The 22,763-nt window shown below is 62.1% G+C and carries 22 protein-coding genes and 1 pseudogene; 9 read left to right on the top strand and 14 right to left on the bottom strand.

The features are described from left to right. Positions 1-266: 266 nt before the first annotated feature. The 3 genes from PCS43_RS33085 to PCS43_RS33075 all read right to left on the bottom strand — a co-directional run bounded on the left by PCS43_RS33085 (position 267) and on the right by PCS43_RS33075 (position 3,143). Positions 267-1,250: an ABC transporter substrate-binding protein gene (locus PCS43_RS33085; protein ID WP_030536016.1), complete on the bottom strand. Its 984-nt coding sequence runs from the start codon at positions 1,248-1,250 to the stop codon at positions 267-269. Between the two features lie 94 nt (positions 1,251-1,344). Further along, positions 1,345-2,202, bottom strand: coding sequence for a helix-turn-helix transcriptional regulator (locus PCS43_RS33080; RefSeq protein WP_064443631.1), 858 nt, complete (start codon positions 2,200-2,202; stop codon positions 1,345-1,347). Further along, positions 2,199-3,143, bottom strand: a complete 945-nt coding sequence (locus PCS43_RS33075; RefSeq protein WP_209910162.1) for a D-cysteine desulfhydrase family protein — start codon at positions 3,141-3,143, stop codon at positions 2,199-2,201. The genes PCS43_RS33080 and PCS43_RS33075 overlap by 4 nt, the downstream gene beginning before the upstream one ends. Before the next feature lie 56 nt (positions 3,144-3,199). Between PCS43_RS33075 and PCS43_RS33070 the strand changes: the two genes are divergently transcribed. Beyond that, positions 3,200-3,886 (top strand): dienelactone hydrolase family protein, encoded by a 687-nt coding sequence (locus tag PCS43_RS33070; RefSeq protein ID WP_209910165.1) that lies wholly within the window; start codon positions 3,200-3,202, stop codon positions 3,884-3,886. A 13-nt stretch (positions 3,887-3,899) separates the two neighbouring features. On the opposite strand, the gene PCS43_RS33065 is transcribed toward PCS43_RS33070, so the two are convergent. The 3 genes from PCS43_RS33065 to kynB are packed head-to-tail and all read right to left on the bottom strand — an operon-like array spanning position 3,900 to position 7,364. Further along, positions 3,900-5,333, bottom strand: a complete 1,434-nt coding sequence (locus tag PCS43_RS33065; protein WP_030536020.1) for an amino acid permease — start codon at positions 5,331-5,333, stop codon at positions 3,900-3,902. A gap of 52 nt (positions 5,334-5,385) precedes the next feature. Continuing rightward, positions 5,386-6,651 carry a kynureninase gene (gene kynU, locus PCS43_RS33060; protein ID WP_151098358.1) on the bottom strand — a complete coding sequence of 422 codons (1,266 nt, stop codon included), beginning with the start codon at positions 6,649-6,651 and terminating at the stop codon, positions 5,386-5,388. Next, positions 6,648-7,364, bottom strand: coding sequence for an arylformamidase (gene kynB / locus PCS43_RS33055; protein ID WP_209910186.1), 717 nt, complete (start codon positions 7,362-7,364; stop codon positions 6,648-6,650). The genes kynU and kynB overlap by 4 nt, the downstream gene beginning before the upstream one ends. Before the next feature lie 137 nt (positions 7,365-7,501). On the opposite strand from kynB, the gene PCS43_RS33050 reads away from it, so the two are divergent. Both PCS43_RS33050 and PCS43_RS33045 read left to right on the top strand, forming a co-directional pair. Beyond that, complete coding sequence (locus tag PCS43_RS33050) at positions 7,502-7,993, top strand: Lrp/AsnC family transcriptional regulator (protein ID WP_007730865.1); 492 nt, start codon at positions 7,502-7,504, stop codon at positions 7,991-7,993. 82 nt (positions 7,994-8,075) lie between these two features. Continuing rightward, the gene (locus PCS43_RS33045) at positions 8,076-9,050 is read left to right on the top strand and encodes a phosphotransferase enzyme family protein (protein WP_209910190.1); all 975 of its coding nucleotides are present in this window, start codon (positions 8,076-8,078) and stop codon (positions 9,048-9,050) included. 49 nt (positions 9,051-9,099) lie between these two features. Here the strand turns inward: PCS43_RS33045 and PCS43_RS33040 are convergent, their stop codons facing one another. From PCS43_RS33040 to PCS43_RS33020, 5 genes are all read right to left on the bottom strand, one after another. Continuing rightward, positions 9,100-9,726, bottom strand: a complete 627-nt coding sequence (locus tag PCS43_RS33040) for an MBL fold metallo-hydrolase (protein ID WP_209910193.1) — start codon at positions 9,724-9,726, stop codon at positions 9,100-9,102. Then, entirely contained in the window at positions 9,723-10,811 is a 1,089-nt protein-coding gene (locus PCS43_RS33035) for an S-(hydroxymethyl)mycothiol dehydrogenase (RefSeq protein ID WP_209910197.1), read from the bottom strand. The genes PCS43_RS33040 and PCS43_RS33035 overlap by 4 nt, the downstream gene beginning before the upstream one ends. A gap of 148 nt (positions 10,812-10,959) precedes the next feature. Then, entirely contained in the window at positions 10,960-12,222 is a 1,263-nt protein-coding gene (locus PCS43_RS33030; protein WP_209910200.1) for a helix-turn-helix transcriptional regulator, read from the bottom strand. A gap of 22 nt (positions 12,223-12,244) precedes the next feature. Beyond that, positions 12,245-13,414: a DUF4185 domain-containing protein gene (locus tag PCS43_RS33025; RefSeq protein WP_058226906.1), complete on the bottom strand. Its 1,170-nt coding sequence runs from the start codon at positions 13,412-13,414 to the stop codon at positions 12,245-12,247. 120 nt (positions 13,415-13,534) lie between these two features. Further along, the gene (locus tag PCS43_RS33020) at positions 13,535-14,239 is read right to left on the bottom strand and encodes a type 1 glutamine amidotransferase (protein ID WP_054827220.1); all 705 of its coding nucleotides are present in this window, start codon (positions 14,237-14,239) and stop codon (positions 13,535-13,537) included. 131 nt (positions 14,240-14,370) lie between these two features. Between PCS43_RS33020 and PCS43_RS33015 the strand changes: the two genes are divergently transcribed. From PCS43_RS33015 to PCS43_RS32990, 6 genes are all read left to right on the top strand, one after another. Further along, positions 14,371-14,874: a PASTA domain-containing protein gene (locus PCS43_RS33015; protein WP_209910204.1), complete on the top strand. Its 504-nt coding sequence runs from the start codon at positions 14,371-14,373 to the stop codon at positions 14,872-14,874. A 129-nt stretch (positions 14,875-15,003) separates the two neighbouring features. Then, a complete protein-coding gene (locus tag PCS43_RS33010) occupies positions 15,004-15,780 on the top strand; it encodes an aspartate/glutamate racemase family protein (protein ID WP_235808427.1) in 777 nt (258 codons plus the stop codon). 36 nt (positions 15,781-15,816) lie between these two features. Then, entirely contained in the window at positions 15,817-16,500 is a 684-nt protein-coding gene (locus tag PCS43_RS33005) for a GntR family transcriptional regulator (RefSeq protein ID WP_003942830.1), read from the top strand. Positions 16,501-16,561: 61 nt separating this feature from the next. After that, a complete protein-coding gene (locus tag PCS43_RS33000; RefSeq protein WP_209910207.1) occupies positions 16,562-16,939 on the top strand; it encodes an ArsR/SmtB family transcription factor in 378 nt (125 codons plus the stop codon). Then, positions 16,936-17,532, top strand: a complete 597-nt coding sequence (locus PCS43_RS32995) for an SRPBCC domain-containing protein (RefSeq protein WP_047269425.1) — start codon at positions 16,936-16,938, stop codon at positions 17,530-17,532. The genes PCS43_RS33000 and PCS43_RS32995 overlap by 4 nt, the downstream gene beginning before the upstream one ends. Before the next feature lie 133 nt (positions 17,533-17,665). Beyond that, a complete protein-coding gene (locus PCS43_RS32990) occupies positions 17,666-19,705 on the top strand; it encodes a YhgE/Pip domain-containing protein (protein WP_209910210.1) in 2,040 nt (679 codons plus the stop codon). 6 nt (positions 19,706-19,711) lie between these two features. Here PCS43_RS32990 and PCS43_RS32985 read toward each other — a convergent pair whose 3' ends face one another. From PCS43_RS32985 to PCS43_RS32975, 3 genes and pseudogenes are all read right to left on the bottom strand, one after another. Next, the gene (locus tag PCS43_RS32985) at positions 19,712-20,911 is read right to left on the bottom strand and encodes a DUF4185 domain-containing protein (RefSeq protein ID WP_116057768.1); all 1,200 of its coding nucleotides are present in this window, start codon (positions 20,909-20,911) and stop codon (positions 19,712-19,714) included. 173 nt (positions 20,912-21,084) lie between these two features. Beyond that, entirely contained in the window at positions 21,085-21,870 is a 786-nt protein-coding gene (locus PCS43_RS32980) for a RhlG family 3-oxoacyl-ACP reductase (RefSeq protein ID WP_007730838.1), read from the bottom strand. Next, positions 21,867-22,688: pseudogene (locus PCS43_RS32975) on the bottom strand (acetyl-CoA C-acyltransferase); the annotation flags it as partial. The gene PCS43_RS32980 and the pseudogene PCS43_RS32975, both read right to left, overlap by 4 nt. Positions 22,689-22,763 lie beyond the last annotated feature (75 nt).

The following is a 22,763-nucleotide window of genomic DNA, read 5'->3' as shown; positions in this document are numbered from 1 at the left end:
CCGCACATCACTGCTCACCCCGACAGTAGATACGGACAAAATACCCCACGGATCTGCGGGGATGGCGACCACCTCCGCACGTCGCCGAGGATCGATGATCCCTGCCAAGGCAAGGTCGAACCGCGTCGCCCTCGTCGAAGTAACGGTAACCGGCAGTGACAGAAATCATAAGCAGAGGACAGGATTTCCGCTCGTAGTGGCGACCAAAAAGACTGCGCGCCCTCAACTGGTCAGTTGCGGGCACGCAGTGAAAAGGTGAGCAAGCGTCAGAGCGTTGCAAACACCTTCGTTTTCACTTCGTTCAGCCAACCGTTCGCGGTCACGAAGTCTGTGACGCTCGACTGCAATCCGAAGACGTGCCCGGCCTGCGCCGCCGGCAGCCTCGTGAAGAGGTTGTCGTCGAGGACCGCCTGAACCGCCGCACTGGTCGACCCGTCCGCGTTCAGCGGATACAGCACGACCGTCACGCCGTTCAGGATGTCGGCCAACTGCTCCATCGGATAGGACGCGTATCCGGCATCGGTGTAATTGGTCGGAACACCGGGCCCGTACGCCAATCCGAGTTCGTTGACCACCAAATTGCCGATCGCACCGGTGGGCTGCTGAACCGAGAAAGCGCCGGGCGCGTCTCCGAGTGAAATGTGAATCCACTTGTTGGTCGCGATCACGTCGGCGTACTCGCCACGGACACGTTCGAGATTCTCTTCGTAAGCAGTCCGCGTCGACTCGAGCACGTCGGTCTTGCCAATTGCCTCAGCAAGCTCGGTGGTGATCTTCTTCCAGTCGCCTCGGCTCTCTCCCTTGACGATGACGGTGGGTGCAATGCCGGACAGACGGTCGAACGCCGCTTGGTCCACCTCGTCGGCGTCGCCGACAATGATGTCGGGATCCGCCGCAGCGATCGCTTCGAAGTTCATTTCCCCGAAAGGCCCGATGGTCGGGAGCCCGTCGACGAAGGCCTGCTGCTCCGGCGTGAATTCACTGATCCACTTGCCGTAGTCCTGCACAGCAGCCGGTTTCACTCCGAGGGACATGAGCTGCCAAGGAGTGTCGTACGACGCGGCGACGACGCGCTCAGGTGAAACCGGAACCTCGATGTCCCCGTACGCCGACGCGACGGTCCGGACGTCCGTCTGCTCGGAGTCGGCCGACGACGAGGAACAGCCGGTCACCACCATCGCACCTACGACGGCAACCGCCGCCGCTGCAATGACTCTGGAACCGAAAGAAAATGATCGAATTGCGCGCACGCAGAACTCCTACAGGGTGATTGTTTAGCCAACCCTAAGTTCATTCTGCGGCACGGCACAAGTCCGATCGAGATGCTTTGAGTCGCTGTTCGGACTAGTCCTGTAGCCAATCGGTCATTGGCGCGCGCGGATGATCGATCAGGCTTGCAAACTCCCCCGGTGTCACGCCCATCGTTCGACGAAAAGCCGCACCGAACGCGCTTTCGGAACGAAAACCCGTCTTCCGCGCCACAAACGAGATGCTTCGACCGAGTGCCAGAAGTTGCATCGCGTGATGAGCCCGCAATCGCATACGCCATTCCGAGAAGGTCAATCCGGTCTCGGCCGGAAACCTTCGTGTGAGAGTCCTCGTACTGACCTTCGCGTCGGTGGCCCACTCCTCGACCGATCGGGTGTCGGCCGGGCTGGCGACCAACTGATCTGCGATCTGCCGAAGCCACGGCGTCGTCGGCAGCGGTACATCGAAAATCAGTCGCGGAACAGGTTCGACGAGGTCGATGGCAAACGCCTCGGCTCGTCGACGAGCCGCGTCGGTCAGGTCGTCTCGGGTGAGGTGATCGAGTACTTGTTCGAGCAGCGGAGGGGTGGACAAGGCCACCACACGATCCAACCCGGTCACATCGGATGCCACCAACCACGTGCACGACAATTCTGTGCCGCTACGCGCCGTCACCTCGTGGGGAACATAGGACGGGATCCACAGACTGACCCCGCTCGGCACCGTGTACACAGTCTCCGGAGTACGGACCTCGAGAACACCGTCGATCGCCCACAGCAATTCGTGATCGCTGTGGCGGTGCATCTCCCACGTGTAGTCGGAGTCGACTGACAGCCGATTGGTCGCCAAACGCAGATACCCGTCGGCACTGACGCGCAGCGGTCGCACTACGCGTTGCCACTCGGACAGTTCGTCGAGCGGACTGCTGAGCGGGTAGTCGATCTGCTCGCTCACCGCAGCGTCGACAGTTCGGGATGTCCGAACAGGCCAGGCAACCCACCGGTGTGCAGGAAGACCGTTTTTGATCCCGCCGTGATGGCTTTGTCCTTCACGAGTTGGATCAATCCCGCAAAGGCTCGGCCGGTGTACGTCGGGTCGAGGAAGATGCCCTCAGTACGAGCCAAACATCGGATCGCGCCGGCTGATGCTCCCGTGAGCGTCGAATATCCTTGTCCAACTTGGTTTCGCAGGATCTGAAGATCTGCGGCTCGCACGGTCGGACCAGGCATCTCGTCCAACAACCCAGCGACAGTCGACACCGGGTCGGCAACAGCCCCGACGTCGACGCCCACAACTCTGTCGACGCCCAGATGCGCGACAAGGCCTGCCATCGTTCCACCCGATCCGAGTGCAACCACGACGCGATCGACGCCGGCGAGTTGCTGTTCGATCTCGCGTGCGCAGTCCACGTATCCCTGCGCAGCCACCGCGCTGGTACCACCGAAGGGAATGACAAAAGGTACACCGCCCGAGTCCGCGACGGCCTGCACCGCGGCGTCGAGCGCGGATGCCGTGTCCCCACCGGCCCAGACGATCTCAGCGCCCGCGAGTGCATCCAGAACGAGATTTCCCTGCGCGGATTCCGACTCGGCACCACCGAGCACCAGCACACAACGCAATCCCAAACGGGCTGCTGCCGACGCAGTCAAGCGAGCGTGATTGCTTTGCGGTGCACCGGTAGTGATCAGAGTCGTCGCGCCGACGGCCAAAGCCTGAGCGCAGGTGTACTGCAGCTTTCGGATCTTGTTGCCGCCACCGCCCAGGCCGGTGACGTCGTCACGTTTGATCCACAGATCTTCCGGCCCCAATCCGAGTGCCTGCGCGCAACGCGCCACAGGTTCGACGGGCGTCGGCCAACTGCCCAGGCTGATCGGCGGAACGGCGGAACTCAACATTTGACGAGTCTAGTTCGACGGTCCGTCTACAGTCTGGGCTCGCCTACAGTCTGGATATGGGAACTTTCACGACGACCACACACGACGTGCCGCTGACCGTCAGCCGACCGGATTCGCCAGGAGAACCGAAGCATGCGGTGGTGGTTCTCCAAGAAGCGTGGGGCGTGAACAAGCACATCGAGAGCATCCTCGAGCGTCTCGCCGATGCCGGCTACCTTGCCGTCGCCCCGCATCTCTACCACCGCGGCGCACAGACCTCCTTCACCGACTTCCCGTCCGCGAAGGATGCGCTCATGGCACTCGACGGCACAAGCATCGGCCACGACGTACGTGCCGCCGTCGACTACAGCCGATCCGAGGGAGCAGACAAAGTCGGCTCCCTCGGATTCTGCATGGGCGGCACCGCATCCCTGTGGTGTGCCGCCGTACCCCTCGTCGATTCCGCTGTCACGTACTACGGTAGCGGCGTTGCAGAAGCCCGATGGGATGGGATTGCCGCAGGCACCGAACTTGCAGCGCAACTGCAGGTCCCGGGGCTCGGTCACTACGGCGACCTCGATCCCAGTATCCCGCCGGAGAGCGTCGAGCAATTGCGCGCAACCGCGTCCGATCTCGCCCGGGTGTACCGCTATGCCGACGCCGGCCACGCGTTCAACAACGACACTTCGGCCAGCCACTACGCCCCGAACTCTGCTGCCATCGCGTGGACCCGCACTATGGAGTTCTTCAACGAAACCCTGTGATTGCCAGCGTGAGTCAGGGCACCCGCTTGACCACCGTGCCGGTGATCTCGTCCTGAATCTGGTCGGCATCCATTGCCAGACTCTGCGCGCGACGCGATCGAGTGAAGTAGTAGATGCCGATCACGGCCACAACAAACGGAACTCCGAACACCAGCGTCATCTTGAAATCCTCGACCCACAATGTCGTGACGAGGATCGCGACCATGAGGACACCACCCAGTATCGTCCCCACCGGGAAGAACGGAATCGTGAACGAGAGGGTTCGTCCTTCGCTTGCCATCCGCTTGCGAAAGAACCAGTGCGTCACGAAGATCAGCAGCCACGTCGCCATCGCCCCGAACATCGACAGCGAGATCATCAAGGTGAATGCCTGCTCGGGAAAGAGCACGTAGACGATGGTTGCGACGGCGATACCCGACGTCGACAGCAGCAAGGCATTGACCGGTGAGCCGTTGGCCCTGACCTTGCCGAGAATGGCCGGCGCGTCACCAGCACGGGAGAGCGAGAACATCATTCGCGAAGACACGTACAGCTGACTGTTCATCGCGGACAGCGCGGCGATGATCACCACGAAGTTCAGCACACTGTCTGCGCCCGGAATCTTCACAACCTGCATCACCGTGACGAAAGGGCTTCCGCCACTCAATATCTTGTCCATCGGAGCGATTGCCAGAATCAGGGCAAGCGTTGCGATGTAGAAGACGAACAGTCGGACGATCGTCACACGGAACGCCTTCTTCACCGCCACCGCGGGGTTTTCCGCCTCACCGGCTGCAATGGCGATCATCTCGATGCTCAAGTAGCTGAAGATCGATACGATCACGGCAAACCACATGCCGGACAAACCATTCGGGAAGAATCCGCCACCGGCCGTGTAGTTGTGAAATCCGTAGTCCGGGTTCCCGCTACCGAACACTACGTACGCTGCCATCACGATGAACGCCACGATCGCGAAGACCTTGATCGTCGAGAACCAGTACTCCATCGTTCCGAAGGCCTTGACGTTGAACATGTTCACGCCGATCAGCACTCCGGAGAACAACACGATCCACAGCCATGACGGTACGTCGGCGAACCAGAACTGCATATATTCACCGATTGCGGTGACCTCGGTACCGACCGCGAGGACGATGCACGACCAGTAGAGATAGCGAACGAGGAAGCCGATCAACGGTCCGACGTAGAACTCTGCGTACGCACCGAACGAACCTGATGTCGCATGTGCAACAGTCATTTCGGCGAGGGCACCCATCAGCAGGAGGGCGATCAACCCGCCGATCGCGTAACTGATGATGACGCTCGGGCCGGCAAATCCGATGGCGAACTTACTGCCGAGGAAGAGTCCGGTGCCGATTGCACCGCCGAGCGCGATCATGCTCATCTGCTTGGGGCCGAGTTCGCGTTTGAGACCTGATTCTCGCTGCTGAATGTTTTTGAAATCACTCATGAAAGCTCCTTGCGAAAGGCGGTACCTCCCGGTCCGCGGAAACTTGGAAGAATCAGGTGACTGCGTCGCGCTCGCGGAATTCGGGGCGATCCCAGGACTTGTTCTCGAGGATGTCTCGCAACACGTCGACGGCGTTCCACACGTCGGCGTATCCGAGATAGAGCGGAGTGATACCGAACCTCAGCACTCCTGGTTCGCGGTAGTCGCCGATGACGCCCCGCGCGATGAGAGCCTTCATGATGGAATAGCCCTCGGGATGAACAAAACTCACGTGCGATCCACGACGCTCGTGCTCGCGCGGCGTGATCAACTGCAGACCGTAATCAGCGCAACGCTCCTCGACGAGGCTGATGAAGAGATCGGCCAGCGCGAGCGACTTGCTGCGGATGTCGGCCATGTCAGCTTTGAGCATGACGTCGAGACCACACTCGACGAGTGACAACGACGTGATGGGTTGAGTACCACTCAGAAACCGTCGTATTCCTGCGCCGGGTTCGTAGGCCGACTCCATCGCAAATGGTCGCGCGTGCCCCCACCACCCGGACAGCGGCTGGATTCCGGTGTTCTGATGGCGACGGTTGACCCAGATGAATGCAGGTGAACCCGGACCACCGTTGAGGTACTTGTACGTACACCCCACCGCGAAGTCGGCGTCGGCACCGCTCAGATCGACAGTGACGGCGCCGGCCGAGTGTGCGAGATCCCAGATCATGAGGGCGCCACGTTCCTGCACTGCTGCAGTGACTTCCGTCATCGCATACAGGTTTCCGGTGCGGTAGTTGACGTGCGACAACATCACTACGGCGGTGTCCGGTCCTACTGCTTCGGTGAGGTCGCCCGGTTGGTCGATCAGGCGTAGTTCGTATCCCTGATCGAGCAGCGAGATGATGCCCTCCGCAATGTAGAGGTCAGTGGGGAAATTGTCGCGCTCGGAGACGATCACCTTCCGGCTGGGATCCTGTGCAGCCGCGATGGACAGCGCGGAGGCCAATGCCTTGAACAGGTTGATCGACGTCGAATCCGTTACTACCACTTCGCCTTCACCTGCTCCCAGCAACGGGGCAAGTTTGTCACCGAGGCGGACCGGGAGGTCGAACCATCCAGCCTCGTTCCAACTGCGAACCAAGCCGTTGCCCCACTCGTCGCCGATCACTCTCGCGGCGCATTCCTGCGCGGCAATGGGACGCGCGCCGAGCGAGTTTCCGTCGAAGTAGAGAACGCCCTCCGGAATCGCGAACTCGCGGCGGAACTCCCTCAGGGGATCCACTGCGTCGGCCTTGACGCAGTCTTCCAACGAAAGTGTGGTTGTCGATGTCATGACGATTCTTCTCCTGCATGTGTCGGCGTTGAGGGTGATGAAGGCAGAGTCCGGAGCACGGCGCGTACCGGGCTGGCATCGAGGTCGAGGAACTTCAGCGGCAGTGCGATCAACTCGTAGTAGCCTTCGTCGACGTCGTCGAGGCAAAGTCCTTCGAGGATCGCGACGCTACGATCGCTTGCCGCGTGGTGCCCGTCCATGGTCTTGCTGTCCATCGGATCGAACGAGGCGCCGTCGATTCCGATCAGAACTCCACCGCGGTCGGCGAACCAGTGGGTCAGCTCCGGAGATACACCGGCGAAGTCGTTGTCCCACTCGCGCGGGTACTTCGGGTACGTCCTCAGAATCAGCCGTTGCGGCAGATGTCCGCCGAGTCGCTCCACCGTCTCTTCGACGGGCCTGATGCAGGCGGCACCGTCGACCCCCGTCATGTCGACCACCAGTGCTTCGCCGAGATAGGGCTCGAGGGGAACGGAACCAATGGTCGCGCCGTCGATGCGAGTGTGCGCCGGCGCATCGGCGTGAGCACCGATATGCGGAGTGGTGGTGATTCGGTTGATGGTGACGGCGTCACTGCCGCCGAGGTCGGACGTGACAGCGCGGGTGAAGGCGGTATCGCCTGGCCACACGGGCGTCGATTCGGAGATCGGCGGGCTGATGTCGATCAACCGCGCCCTCCAGTCGCCCGTGTGGCGGCCGATCCTCGGAAACATCCAGACCCCTTCGTCGCAACAGTCGACTGTGTCGATCTCGACCGTTTGATAATTCGATGTGTTTGGCAAAAGCTAGGATCATCGACGGGCGCGGTCAATAGATGCTGAATATTTTCGCGACGGCAGGGAGAAATCGGATGATAAATGCGATCGAACGGGCAGCTGCCGCAGCTCGGCCGAATCATGTTCGGCTCGACGACGTCGATACAGCGATTCTCCGCGAACTCGTCCGGGATGCACGCATCCCCAACAACGCACTCGCCGAGAAGGTCGGGATAGCGCCGTCGACCGCTCTGGCGCGGATGCGTGCGCTACGCGAATCGGGCGTCATCAAGGGGTTTCACGCAGACATAGACCTCGAGCTACTCGGCCTCGAGATCTCGGCGATGGTGTCGATTCTGATTCACTCCCACGCCAGGAGCCGGATGACGGAAATTGCCGAGCACCTGAGCGGATTGGATTCCGTTCAGCGAGTGTTCCTGATGAGTGGGGACCGTGATCTCCTGGTACACGTGTCGTGTGAATCCCCCACTCGGCTTCGCGATTTCGTCAGCGCGCACCTCAACGATCCGGCCATCGCCAATACCCAGACCAACCTGATCTTCAGCGAACTGAGTCAAGGCGGCTGAACTGCAGCTGTCGCCAAGGCGTCTTCGGGTGCTTCCGAGATCGACACCTCGATTCGAACTTCCCCCACTAGAGTCGAACGGCATGTTGCCACTCGGGTTGTCCATGCTCTGGGAGTCGGTGGAGTCGGAAGCCGCTCTGAAGCAGCGATTCGGATTCAACAGCTTCGGCGCAGCCACCCATTGGGTCTCGGCGGTACTCGAGCAGACTTGGGGATTGACGGCCCTCGAGTGCTCGCGAATGGCGATCAGTAACCAGAACGCGATTGTGTGGGTTGCGAGCGACCGAGGTGGGCTGGTGGTGAAGTGGTCGCGCGACACAGAGCGCTTCGCGAACCTGGAGGCGTCGACGCGCCTGCTGAGCGCACTCGCCGCGCAGGGCGTGCCCGTTCCGTCACCAATCACGTCCCTGAACGGATTGGACCGGGAAACACTGCTGGACCGGGAAACACTGGAAGGGCCTTCGTGCGCAGTGTCATTCACCGTACTGCCGGAGTTGGCGGGAGATTGGTTGGACGTGCAGGACCGCGTGGCGGTCCGTTCGGCAGGAGCATGTCTGGCAGAAATACACCGAACGCTCGGCGCCACCCATGTCGACGGATCGGTTTTCTCGTCGCGCAGCACCGGGTTGAAGGAGCGCATCGGTGGTTGGCTCGAGAATTTCGACCGCGGGTTCGCGCCTGAGGCAACGCGTAGGCTCGTGGGCCTCCTGGCGCGTGCGTCCGAGCTCGATGACCAAACTCAACTGGTACACAACGACTTCCGTGCAGCCAACATCTTGACTCGAAACTCTCGGACCACCGGAGTACTCGACTTCGACGACGTGGTGATCGACCACCGGGTGAGCGACCTGGCCAAGGCAAGCGTCTATCTGGGCACCCTGTTCACCGATTGGCGACCGACACCGATCGCGGTACGGCAGAGCCTGCGCGCCGGCTACGAATCCGTCCGTCCCCTCAGCCGATCCGAGACAGAATGGTTCGAGATCCTCGAACTGTGGCACGGCCTGATGGCAATCCCGGGTGAGAACGACACCGCCGGTTGGGCATCAGCGTTGTGACAAAAGTGGGGACGCCGGTACCGGCGTCCCCACTTCGCTTCCGATCACATCAGGATCCGGCGCGGATCCATTCTTCGAGATGCGGCGCCTCGGTACCGATCGTCGTGCCGTCGCCGTGACCGGTGTGAACCTTGGTCTCGGCGGGGAGCGCGAACAGCTTGTCGCGAATGGACCCAATGATGGTCGGGAAGTCTGAGTACGACCGCCCCGTTGCGCCGGGTCCACCGGAGAACAAGGTGTCGCCGCTGAACAGTTCCCCCGCCTCGGGCAGGTAGAGGCAGGTCGACCCCGGGGAATGGCCCGGTGTGTGGATGGCCAGAATGTCCGTACCCGCCACAGCAATACGCTGATCATCTTCCGAGCTCAGATGCTTCACCCCGGGGTGAGTCATCTCCCAGAGGACATCGTCGGCCGGGTTCAGATAGATCGGAGCGTCGAGTTTCTCGGCCAGCTCCGGCGCAACGGTGACGTGGTCGTTGTGGCCGTGGGTGCAGACGATTCCGATCACCTTGCGTCCACCGACAGCGTCGATGATCGGCTGCGCGGTGTGAGCTGCGTCGACGATCACCACTTCGTTGTCGTCACCGATCAGCCAGATGTTGTTGTCGACGTCCCATGTTCCGCCGTCGAGGCTGAACGTACCCGAGGTGACGACGCGATCGACTCGCAATGTCACAGGACCACCACCGAACGAAGGACCTCGCCGCGGTGCATCGTCTCGAATGCCTTCTCGACCTCGTCGAGCTTGATGCGCTCGCTGACGAACTTCTCGAGCGGCAGACGCCCCTGCTGGTACAGGTCGACCAGAACGGGGAAGTCACGCTCGGGCAGGCAATCGCCGTACCACGACGACTTGAGGGCTCCGCCGCGCGAGAAGAAGTCCACCAGCGGCATTTCCAGCTTCATGTCCGGCGTCGGAACTCCCACCAGCACTACGGTTCCCGCGAGGTCGCGGGCGTAGAACGCCTGCTTCCAGGTCTCGGGACGGCCGACTGCGTCGACAACCACGTCGGCGCCGAAACCTCCGGTCAGCTCCTGGACTGCTTCGACGACGTCGTCGACCTCGGTGGCATTGATCGTGTGCGTGGCACCAAGTTCCGTGGCCCACTCCAGCTTTCGTGGATCCCGGTCGATGGCGATGATGGTATTGGCACCGGCCAGGCGTGAACCCATGATCGCTGCGTCGCCGACGCCGCCACACCCGATCACGGCCACCGAATCACCGCGTCCGACGTTGCCGGTGTTCATCGCGGCACCCATGCCGGCCATGACGCCGCAACTGAGCAGTCCGACGACAGCCGGATCGGCCGAGGCGTCGACCTTGGTGCACTGGCCTTCGTGAACCAGCGTCTTGTCTGCGAATGCGCCGATGCCGAGTGCCGGCGTCAGTTCGGTGCCGTCTTCGAGCGTCATCTTCTGCTCGGCGTTGAACGTGTCGAAGCAGTACTGCGGGCGGCCACGCTTACACGCACGACACTGCCCGCATACGGCACGCCAGTTGAGGACGACGAAGTCGCCCACCTCGACGTGAGTGACACCGGGGCCGACGCTCTCGACGATGCCCGACGCCTCGTGCCCGAGCAGGAACGGGTACTCGTCGTTGATTCCGCCGTCGCGGTAGGTCAGGTCGGTGTGGCACACACCGCACGCTGCAATGGCGACCACTACCTCGTTGGCGCCGGGATCGGGGATCGTGATGGGGACGATTTCGACGGGGGCACCCTTGGATCGGGCGATGACGCCGCGTACCTGCTGTGGCATGGCTTTGCTCCTGGCTTCGTGCGATTGAGGACGTGTCGTCACATGGCGCCGTGTTTTCACATTGCGATATGTGCACTCGTTGAGAGGTTAGCCCGAAGTAGGTGCCCGCAACCCTGGTCGAACTGACTGACCGACCTGGCCGAAAGGACTAGGGTGCAGGCTTCACGCCGGCCTCGGCGCCCGCGGCGGCCGCCGCACCCCGACTCTCGACGCCCAATTTCCGCAGGACCCCGGCAACATGAAACTTGACTGTGCTCTCACTGACGCCGAGTCGCTCCGAGATTGCCTTGTTGCGCCGTCCGGCCACCAGATGCTCGAGTACCTCGAACTCCCGCGGAGCCAGTTCCGTCAGGACGTCGCGGTTCGGTAGGGCGACGGGCGCGTCGAGCGGGATGGTTGCGCTGATCCGGTTCCCCCACCCGGGCGTCGACTCGGATTCGACGGTTCCACCCAAAGTCTCTACCCTCGAACGTAATTGGCGTTCCACGTCGATCACGTCGGCTTCACCACCACCGTCGTCGCGGATGTCGATCGAGAGCGAAGCCGCGTCGAGGGTCCAGGCCACCCGGATTCGCGAGAGCGTCTGCTGATCCGACAAGGCCAAGACCGCGCCGCGGACGACCGCGCGGGCGCCGTGCGCCACTTCACCGGGTAACCCACGCCCGTCGACGGGTGGCTCCACCAACTCCAACGCGATTTCCCGATGCTTGAGCAGCGAACGCAATTCCCCACGCATCCGCGCAAAAGCGGTGGTGGTCGACTCTTCGGCCAACTCGCGGTGCACGTCGACGGCCGAACGCAGGCCGATCAGGGCCGAAGCCGCAGTCTCCCTGGCCGAGGTTCGAGCACGCGTGTCGTCGAGATCCGCCGAGCGCAGCGTCGCCAGCATCGTCTCGAGGGTGGCCGCATGCACCTCCGTCATCTCTGCCACGGTGCGTGCACGCTCGGACGACGCTGCCCGCGACTCGGCGAGATATGCCGGACTCGCGTTCCGCACCTGGAGCTGAATTCCGGTTGCAGTCACCGCGAACAGTGCCTGGATCAATTCGAGGGATGCCGCCTTCACCGGTCCGGGGTGCGGCGTCAGCACGAGTAGGGTGTCTGTTCGATCGAGCATCGCGAGCACTTCACGGTCTCGGCCGGCGATAGCGCACTTTCCCCGAAATATCTGTCCGACAGTGAGTTCCGTACGGATACGGTCGAGTTCGGCGATGGTCACACGATCGACGACAGCTGGATCCCCGGCAACCTTGCGCGGCCTACCGGTGCACTCACGGGTGAAGATCACCAGAGAGGTGTGCGGCGCCATGTCCGCGATCAGCGTCGAAAATCGTCGGCCGATTTCGGGAAGTGGTCCCACCAACACGTCTCGAAGGGCGGTGATCAGTAGCGCATTGTCGGTGGTGCTCACTGTTCAACGATAACCATCCGGTTCACTGGTGCAGCGTGGTCTTCATGAGCATCACGTTGTAGTCGGACCACGTGGTGGCGAGAAAGTAGAGGTCCTGCCCCTGCGACCAGGGGTGCATGTACGCGCCGTAGAGTCCCGGAACCTCGTCGGTGCCGATCACGACGTCCGGTGCGCTCCACGGGCCGGTCAGGTCCGACGCCGTCCGCAGCACCAACGCTCCCCACTCGTTGGAGTACATCGCGACGAACTTGCCGAGATAGTTGTTGTACTGCACCGACAGTTCGCTGACATCCCCGTCGAGAACTACCGCCGCGGCAGCGGGATTGTTGGGGACCCATGCCTTTCCGTCCCAGTATTCGTACGCCGCGACGTCCGCGATGGAGGCTTCCTTGACCCGCGAAAGGCGCCCCTCGCCGAAACGTCCCGCGGGGGTACCGAAGTTGTAGACGTAACCACCGTCTTTGACGAAGGAACCCATCTGGAAGTTGTCGTTACCCGTCAACGGCAGATTGGGCCGGGACGAGGCCGGTTCGACCTGCCAGGTCTCACCGTTATCGTGTGAGGACGCGATCTGCGAGAAGTTGGTGACCCACTCGCCCGACCCTCCCCACGAGCGGATCGACATGTAATTGACGTATTGAACGCCACCCACCGAGATACCCGTCGTCGGAATGCTGCTGGTTTCGACGCCGGTGACTTTCAGACTTCCGATGATCTCGCGCGAGTGATTCGGTCGGTCGGTCGGTGAGGAGTCGATGTTCATGCCGTCGGACAGATTTCCGTCGGAGCTACGGAACAGGACGTTGCTGCGCCAGTCGCCGACCACCCCGGAGCACAGAGGATCAGATCCGATACCGACGGTGTCACCGAAAGCTGTCAGGACCTGACCTGCGCCGTTGTCCCACATGATGCCGAGATCCGTGCCGAGAACGTTGAACCGCTCGACGGTTTGGTTGGGGCTGAGCGCGCCCGTGATGTACTCGACCGCCGAGGTGCGGCCTTGCAATTCCGGCAGTTTGCCATCCGTGCCGTTGAGCCAGGGAATCGGATTGGTCGGCCCACCTGATTGATCCAAGCTCCCGGTGACATTGCAATCCCACGGGGATGCATTGGCCTGGGTCGCCCCCAAGACCGCGGTCGACGCGAGTACACACGTCACTGCTGCTGTCGATATCTTCCGCATCCGGCGCATCGCTCCCCTTTCGCGGGGGGAGATCCGGACTCTACGAGGTGTGTTGCTCGACCGGATCGGTTCATCCACCCACGAGAACACAAGGTAACAGGTAAATCGGTCAATCAGGACAAAACGGGCTTATTCGGTGGAGATGGATTTCAACCATTTCTCCATCACGGCTGCGGCAATCTCGAGCCCCTGCGACTCGGCTGCACCCAACTGATCCATGAAGATGCGCGGACCGTCCACTCCCAACGAAGCATGCAGCGAATCGCGGTACTCGGCCAGTTCCATCCACTCGCGCGCCACCGCGGAGGACGCTTCGAGGTGAAACTGAACGGCGTAACTCTGCTTGTATCGGAAGAGTTGATTCGGATACTTGGCTGAACCAGCGAGCCGCACCGCGCCGTTCGGAATGTCGAAGGTATCCGAATGCCATTGCATTGCAGGAAATGTGGAGGGCAGATCTCCCCACACGGGATCTTGCCGGCCCTCGACAGTCAAGGTGATCTCCTCAACTCCGACTTCAGGCACAGCGCCCGTGTAGACGCGAGCACCCAGCGCCGCGGCGAGCAACTGCGAACCCAGACACACTCCCCACACCGGGACGTCGCTCTCGACCAGATCGCGAATGTATTCGATCTCGGATGCCAACCACTCGACCTCGCCCTGATCGCCGACGCCCATCGGCCCGCCCATCACGATCACGGCGTCGAACCGTCGATGTGCCGGAAGCGGGTCGGTGCCCAGAAGAACAGTCTGCACGTCTCCGTAGCTCTCCAGGACAGGCGAATACGCCGCTGGGGGTTCACACTGCGCGTGTCGTAGTTCCAGAAAATGCATGTGGGCAATTCCTCTCGAATCCGGTGCCGAAAGCCTATGGTTCTATTCGACATAAGGCACATCGACGGCGTCGGATGTGCTCTGCGCTCGAATCTCCGCTTTCATCACCCCTTTACCGACAAGGAACGTCTGTGCGCGCACCACATCTCTTTCCGACATCGATTCGCCCGCCCTCAACTGCCGTTCGCATCGGACTCAGCGCATTCGTCTTGGCGTCACTTGCCGCGTGCTCAGGAACAAGCACCGACAGCGAGGCCGAATCAACATCCACCGCGACCACCACTGCAACCTCGACAACTCAACCCACGACGACTCAGGCTCCATTGACCACCTCGGTGATCGGTACGACGAATTCTCCACTGGCCACGACCCCAGTCGCCGCGGAAGTGACGCCCGCTGCAGCTCCCGCGATCATGCCCAACGTCGTGTGCATGAATCTTCAAGACGCGCAGGACACCATTCAGTCGGCCGGAGTGTTCTTCTCCAGAAGTGCTGACGCAACTGGCGCGGGTCGACGCCAACTGGTCGATTCCAACTGGATTGTCGTCGATCAGACACCCTCTGCCGGAAGTCCTTTCGGGGAAATCGAAGCCGTGCTCTCGGCCGTGAAGATCGGCGAACCGAACCCTTGCTGATCGACTGAGTTTTCGAACTTCGCAATTCCGGGAACGCTGCGCCTTACTTGACAACCACCTCCGATCTCCTTCACTGTAGTCAACATTACGAGTATCCAATATATTGGATGCGAAAGGTTGGATTGCAATATGAAGGTGCAACGAATACGGCAGAGCGTCAACTCTCCGGCGGCCATGAGCGACCCCGTCATCGGAATACTCGGAGGCATGGGGCCCGCCGCTACTGCCGACTTCTACTCCAAACTCGTTGCGCTGACACCAGGTTCGACGGATCAGGAGCACCCCAAAGTTGTCATCTGGGCCGATCCCACCGTTCCCGACCGGACATTGGCACTCACCGAGAACGGCCCTGACCCCACCCCCTGGCTGATCCGCGGTGCGCGCGTTCTCCGAGAGTCGGGCGCGACGACGCTCGCCATCCCATGCAATACCGCTCACGCCTTCCTGCCCGCCATCTCGTCCCAACTGGGACTTCCCGTCGTCCACATGATCGACGAAGTCGCTCGGCATATCCGGACGCTCTCACCCGCCGTCACATCCGTCGGACTATTGGCCACCACGGGGACGGTCCGCACCGGGTTGTATCAACAATGGCTGTCGGAATACTCGATTGACGTCCTGGTGCCCGGACCTGCGATCCAGGACGAACTGGTGATGCCGGCGATCCGAGCAATCAAGAGCGGCAACGTCGGAGACGAGACCACCGACAAGCTCGTCAGGGCCGCTGATCTTCTCGTCGAATCGGGCGCGCAGGTCGTCGTGGCCGGATGCACCGAGATTCCGCTCGGACTGCCCGCCGACGCCACAACCTGTCAGATCATCGATCCGGCAACAATTCTCGCCCGCGCTCTGCTCCGACGGGTTGCAGATGCCCGGAGACACCCTTCGATGGTCGTTTCGGGCTGACCTGCAGCAGGGAGGCTGCAGAGTACGATATCCAGTATGTTGCGTGGCGGTAAACCGGTTGAGCGAGCACGAATGAGCGACATCGCTCTCGAACGCATTCGCGAAGCGATCGTCACCGGTGAACTGGCGCCGGGCTCGAAGATCAAGGACAGCGAACTCGCCGAGTATCTGGGCTTGAGCAGAACTCCGGTCCGCGAAGCGCTCGCAAGGCTGGTCGACACCGGACTCGTGGAAGCGAAACCCGGTGCGTACACGCGCATCACCACCCTCGACCGCGGCGACGTCGAGGCAACACTCGCAGTCATCGAAGCTCTCGACCAACTGGCCGTCGTCACCGCTGTACCGAATCTCACCGACGAGATGATCGGGGCGATGCGTTCGGCCAACAAGGACTTCGCTGCCGCCGTCAAGCGAAACGACATAGGCCGAGCCCTGACCGCTGACGATCGCCTACACAGCGTCATCATCGATGCTGCGGCGAATCCGCTGTTGAAGAAGCTGATCCACCAAGTGCACCCACAAATTCACCGCATCTACTACCGCAAGTTCTCGAGCCTCCTCGGGAGCCAGGACTCCGTCGATCATCACAACAGGCTGATCAAGCTGTGCGCAGACCACGATGCCGAGGCGGCAGCGACGCTGTCAGCCGAACATCGACGCCATCTCGGCGGGCTGATCGGCGAACTTTTCGACGCCGACGAGTTCGCGCTCTCGGACTGACCGAGTCCGGGTACAAGTTTCGGCGCTTGCCTATATTGGTCATTGCCGATATAAATGACTGGTGCATGCATTCGACGTTCTCGGAGACCCAGTGCGGCGACGAATCATGGAACTCCTGTCCGGCGGCGAGCGCTCGGCGGGTCAGATCGCCGAAGCCGTGGCAGCGGAGTTCGGAATCTCGCAACCGACCGCGTCCGGACACCTGCGAGTACTCCGAGAAAACGGATTCGCCACCGTCCGCAGTGAAGGCACCAGGCGTCTCTATGCCGTCGAGCCCGCGCCATTGCAAGAAGTGGACCAATGGCTCGACGGATTCCGGCAGTTCTGGAGCGGCCCTCTCGACGCATTGGCCACAGAACTCGCACGCGGGAAACGACGCGGCTCGAAGCGGAGCAGATCTTCACAATCGAATTCTTCCGACGAAGGAGACTCACAATGACCGAGATCGCGAACCAGGACACCAGCCTCACCGCGGTGGAGCGGAGCATGGGTAACCGCGACATCGCAGAAGGTTCGGCTCGAACTGCCGTACTCAAGCGCCGCTACAACGCGTCGGTCGACGACGTCTGGGATGCCATCACGACCCCTGACCGCATCAACCGCTTCTTCCTTCCGGTGAGCGGAGACTTCCAGGTGGGCGGCTCGTACGCCTTCGAAGGCCAGGCAAGTGGCGAGATCCTGGCCTGCGACGCCCCACACCTGCTGCGACTGCAGTGGACACCGCCCGGCGATCGTGGATACAGCGATCAGGTCGAGATCCGGCTGACTGCCGACGGCCCCGACGCCACCTGGCTCGAGTTGGAGCACGCCTCCGTCGCCGATGTCTTCCGTAACGACCCGGACACCGGCTGCTACGGCGTCGGAACCGGCTGGGAAGGCCCACTTCACTACCTGGGCGAATACTTGCGCGGCACTCTCCCTGATGCGCCGAGCACCGAGTGGTACACCTTCGACGAAGCAGAGGAGCTTCGTCTGGCCAACTTCCGAGGGTGGGAGTGGGCAAAGATCGAGGCAGAGCACGGCGGCCGATAACGCCCAATTCTTCGAAAACGGTCACAGGATTGCCGTTTGCTTTGTATCGTGACCGAGCTGGACGTATGTCCAGCAGTTTTGGTGGCTTCCTTTCGTGCCACACCTGCTTCGGTCCACGAGAAGAGAGCTCCACATGGCGCCACAACCCGTAGTCGACAACGCGGCCACGACGCGACGCACGCACATCATCCGGACAGTTCTCGCTGTCCTCGTCATCGCACCGCTGTCGATTGCGGCGTTCTACATGTGGGCACTGTGGGATCCGGGCGACACGGTCAACCGCTTGCCCGTCGCCATCGTCAACGCCGATGCGGGCACAGAACTCGACGGAACACGTCTGCAAGCCGGCGATGAAGTTGTTGCCGCGCTCGTCGAGAGCGGAGACGTTGCATGGAAGGTCGTCTCGGAACAGGAAGCCGCCGACGGCGTCAACGACGGCACCTATTACTTCTCTGTCGTCATTCCGAAGACTTTCAGCGCGGATGTGGCCAGTGCCGCATCGGGTTCGGGCCGCAAGGCCGAACTCGACGTCTTGTACAACGACTACAACAGTCTGGTCGCCGGCCCGGTCGGTGAAAGCATCATCGCTCAAGTGCGCTCGGCGGTCTCCGAGTCGATCGGCGAGCAGTCCATCGACCAGGTGCTGGTCGGGTTGGGTGAACTCGGAACAGGATTCGGTGAAGCAGCAGCAGGAGCGCAACAGCTGTCCGACGGATCCTCCGAAGCGCTTGCCGGAACCAACGAGCTCTACGCTGGAAGCAAGGAACTCGCCACCGGCATGGGCGAAGCAAATCAGGGCGGCAAGGAGCTGGCCGCCGGAGCCGGCGAGCTGGCTGCCGGAGCTGGCGAAGCTGCTGCAGGCTCGGGCGAGCTGAGCAGCGGACTCAACCAGTTGGTCGGGGGCACCGACGAACTCGGCGCAGGCGCCCGACAGATCAGCGAAGTGGTCGACATGGTCACCACCCCGGTACTCGACCTCGCGGGGTCCTCGGACGCCGTCGTCGGTCAGATCGACGCCCTCACGTCGATGCTTCGAAACTCGGCCGATCCGGTCTCCGCCGGACTCGTCGAAGCCCTGGGTGGACTGCGGGCTTCCCTGACTGCACAACCGTCGGACGACGACGTGATCGGTCAGCTCGGCCAGCTTCGCGACGGCGCGCGGGAGATCTCGCGCCAACTCACCGATCCGAGCAGCGACTACCGTGGTGGGCTCCTTGCCGCCGCGGCCGGTGCAGGTGAACTCAACACCGGCCTGGGCCAACTGTCCAACGGTGCAGGCCAACTCGCTACCGGTGCACAGGAACTTTCCACCGGGCTTGGGCAGTTGGACACTGGAAGTACTGCGCTCCGTGACGGTCTCGGGCAGCTATCGGCCGGCGTCGGCGAGCTCGACGCGGGCAGCGCGGAACTCGCCACCGGTTTGTCCGACGGTGCCGCCCAGGTGCCGCAGTTCACGGACGACGAGCGCGCCACCACGGCCAATCTTCTCTCGTCCCCGGTTGCCGTCGACGCGCGGAACAACTATCCCGCAGCCGGTTTCGGACCGGGAGCCGTCCCTGCCGTGATCTCGGTGGCACTGTTCCTGTGCGGAATTCTCACGTGGTTCGTCGTCCGCCCACGACGGGGGCGTTCACTGAACTCGCACACCAGCGTGGTGCGTGAGGGGCTGCGCCGCTACCGCATTCCCGCCCTGGTCACGTTGGTCGCGGCGCTCGTGTTGTCGGTGGTGTCACTGACCGTGGCAAACGTCGAACCACCTAGTGTTCTGGCGATGATCGCAGTGATGATCCTGGTGGGTGCCGCCGCGGTCAGCTCGGGCAGGCTCTTCACCGTTGTGTTCGGAGCGGTCAACGGAACCTTCATCGCTCTGGGCGCCTTGATGATTCAGATCTTCGCCTTCGGCGCGGTATACCCCATCGAACAGATGCCGACGGTTCTGCAGTGGCTGCACGCTCTGATGCCACTCACGTGGGCGCGCAACGCCATGCGCATGGTCCTTGTCGGATACTACGGCCCGAAATTCTGGGTGGCGGTAATCGCTCTGGCTGCCTTGGTGATCGGAGCCGTCCTGTTCACCATCTGGTGGCGCCGCCGACAAGAACCGCCGACCGACGCCGATGACGACGCGCCGATCACCGAGGAGATCGTGTACCTCCAGCAAACGCAAGCGTGAGCCGGATCAGCGAACGAGCGTCGTACGCATCAACATGACGTTGTAGTCGGCCCACGTGGTGGCAAGGAAGTACAGATCCGAACCACTGGACCACGGGTGGATGTATGCGGCGTAGATACCGGGAACCTCGACCAGATTGACCAGTGTCTCCGGTGCCGTCCACGGACCGACCGGACTGGGAGCGGTTCGCATCACGATCGAACTGAACGCGTCGGCGTACATCGCCACGAACTTGCCGAGGAACTCGTTGTACTGAACGGAGACCTCACCGATGCGGCCGTCCATGACGGGTACGGCCGCAGCGGGATCGGCAAGGATCCAGCCGTTTCCGTTCCAGTACTCGTAGGCGGAAAGATCGAGGATCGCCCCCTCGGGCACGCGAGAAAGTCGAACCTCGCCGGATCGTCCCGCGGGGGTTCCGTAGTTGTAGACGAACCCGCCGTCCTTCACCATCGAGCTCATCTGGAAGTTCTCGCTACCGGCGACGGGGGCGACACCCGGGGGAAGAACCCCACCGATGTTGGGGCGCAGAGTTTCCGGACGAGTGGTCCACGTCTCGCCGTTGTCCGAGGAGGTAGCAATCTGTGAGTAGTTTGTACTCCACTGCCCGGCCTCGCCCCAGTTGCGCACCGACATGTAGCTCAGATACTGCACACCGTTCACTGCGATGCCGCTCGTGGGGATGCTGGAGGCCTCGACGCCCGGAATCTTCAGACCGGAGATGATCTCACGCGCCTGACCGGTACCGTCCTTCGGCGCGCTGTCGATGCGCATCCCGTCGGCGAGTACCCGATCCGAGCTGCGGAAGAGCACATTACTTCGCCACTCGCCCACCAAACCGTCGCAGGTGGGGTTACGACTTAGCCCGGTGGTATCGCCGAAAGCCGTCAGAATCTGCCCCGCACCGTTGTCCCACATGATGCCGAGGTCGGTACCCAGGACATTGAAGCGATCAACTGTCTTGTTGGGACTGTATGTGCCGGTGACTTTTTCGATCGCGGTAGTACGACCGGACAGACCTGGCAACCCTCCGGTGTTGCCGTTGAGCCACGGCGCCGCATTGGCCGGACCACCGCTACTACCGACGCCACTGACTCCGACGCAGCCCGGCGCAGCCATCGCCGGCGAAGCCACCGCCGTGACGGCAGCAGCTGCCAGAGCAGCAACTACCCCGAACACCCCCAACGATCTCCCCGCGCGAAACATGACTCCCCCATGGCCGGGATTGTTGGTGTTGTCGTCGTCGTTCCCCCCGAACCTCGGACAATCTAGCAACTGCAGTCACAGATAACCCAATCAGACAAAGACGCGAAAAGGACTGAAAGTCATAGTAGTTCAGACTTTCAGGCCTTTTGGGACAGAGGAGATCGGTCAGTAGGTCAGCGCGCTCCGCTCGCACCGCCGTCGAGTGGAATCACCGCGCCGGTCAGATAAGCCCCGGCACGTGAAGCCAGGAAGATGGCAAGACCTGCGGCATCCTGGGGAGTTCCGACCCGGCCCAACGGGACCGAGTCCGCCACAGCCTTTGCACTCTGTTCGTCCTCGAGGAGGAATGCCATCATCTTCGACGGGAACGGGCCCGGCGCAATGGCATTGACCGTGATCTGTTCCCCCGCAAGCGTTGCCGCGAGCTTGCGCGTCAACATGTGCACCGCAGCCTTACTGGCTCCGTACGAGAAGTTCTCCGAACCCGACACCACGAGTCCGTCGATCGATCCGATATTGATCACGCGCGCGGGATCTTCCGCCGTGGCTGCAGACCGCAACTGCGGCAACAGCTTCTGCGTCAGGAGGAAGATTGCCTTGACATTGATGTCGAAAATCTTGTCGAAGCCTGCGGCCGGAAAATCGTCGACGGGAGCTCCCCACGTGGCACCGGCGTTGTTGACCAGTACGTCGAGCGTCGGCGAAATCTCGGCGACCTTCGCAGCGAGGCTCTCGACCCCCTCGTCCGTGGACAGATCGGCCGGATGCGAAATGCAGGTGCCGAACTCCGAAAGCTCTCGCGCGGCTTCGTCACAGGCTTCGGCTTTTCGGGCCGAAATGACGACCGTCGCTCCGCCTTCGACAAACCCGCGAGCGATCATGTATCCGATGCCGCGTGATCCACCGGTGACCACAACGGTCTTGCCACTGACGTCGAACAGTCCCTCGATCAAGCTCATGCGACCTCGAAAAGCCCGGCAGCACCCATACCGCCGCCGATGCACATGGTCACCACCACGAGCTTGGCTCCGCGCCGTTTTCCTTCAAGAAGAGCATGGCCGACCAGACGAGCCCCCGTCATTCCGTACGGATGGCCGACGGAGATACCGCCGCCGTCGACGTTGTACTTCTCGGGATCGATCCCGAGCTTGTCGCGGCAGTACAGGGCCTGAGAGGCGAAGGCCTCGTTGAGTTCCCAGAGATCGATGTCGTCGACCTTCAGGCCGTGAAGATCCAGCAGACGCGGAATCGCGAACACCGGTCCGATGCCCATCTCGTCGGGAGCGCAACCCGCGACAGCCATGCCACGGTAGATACCGAGAGGCGCCAACCCGCGGCGTTCCGCCTCGCCTGCCTCCATCAGCACCGACGCCGAAGCGCCGTCGGAGAGCTGAGACGAGTTGCCCGCAGTGATGGACGAATGAGCACTGACAGTCCCGTCGGCCAGAACCGGTCGCAGACTCGACAGCCCTTCCAACGTGGTGGAAGCGCGGTTGCCTTCGTCGCGGGTCAGCGTCACGGACTCGCTGCGGATCCCACCCGTCTCCTTGTCCTGCACCTGCTTGATCGAGGGCAGCGGGACGATCTCGAGATCGAACCGACCTGCGTCCTGGGCCACTGCGGTCCGCTGCTGGGAGACGAGCGCGAACTCGTCCTGCTGCTCGCGGGTGACTCCGTAGCGCTCGGCGACGATCTCGGCCGTGTGCAGCATCGGCATGTAGATCGACGGCTTGTTTTCCTTCAGCCACGGATCAGCCGCGCGGAAGTTGTTCATGTGTAATCCGTAGCTAGTAGGTAGTGCCGTTGACATCATCCTGGGCTTCCTTCCACGGATTCGGGATATGTGGGCGAC

Source organism: Rhodococcus sp. C-2 (assembly GCF_027854095.1).
Lineage (GTDB): Bacteria > Actinomycetota > Actinomycetes > Mycobacteriales > Mycobacteriaceae > Rhodococcus_F > Rhodococcus_F qingshengii.
This window is presented reverse-complemented; position numbering and strand designations above follow the sequence as displayed.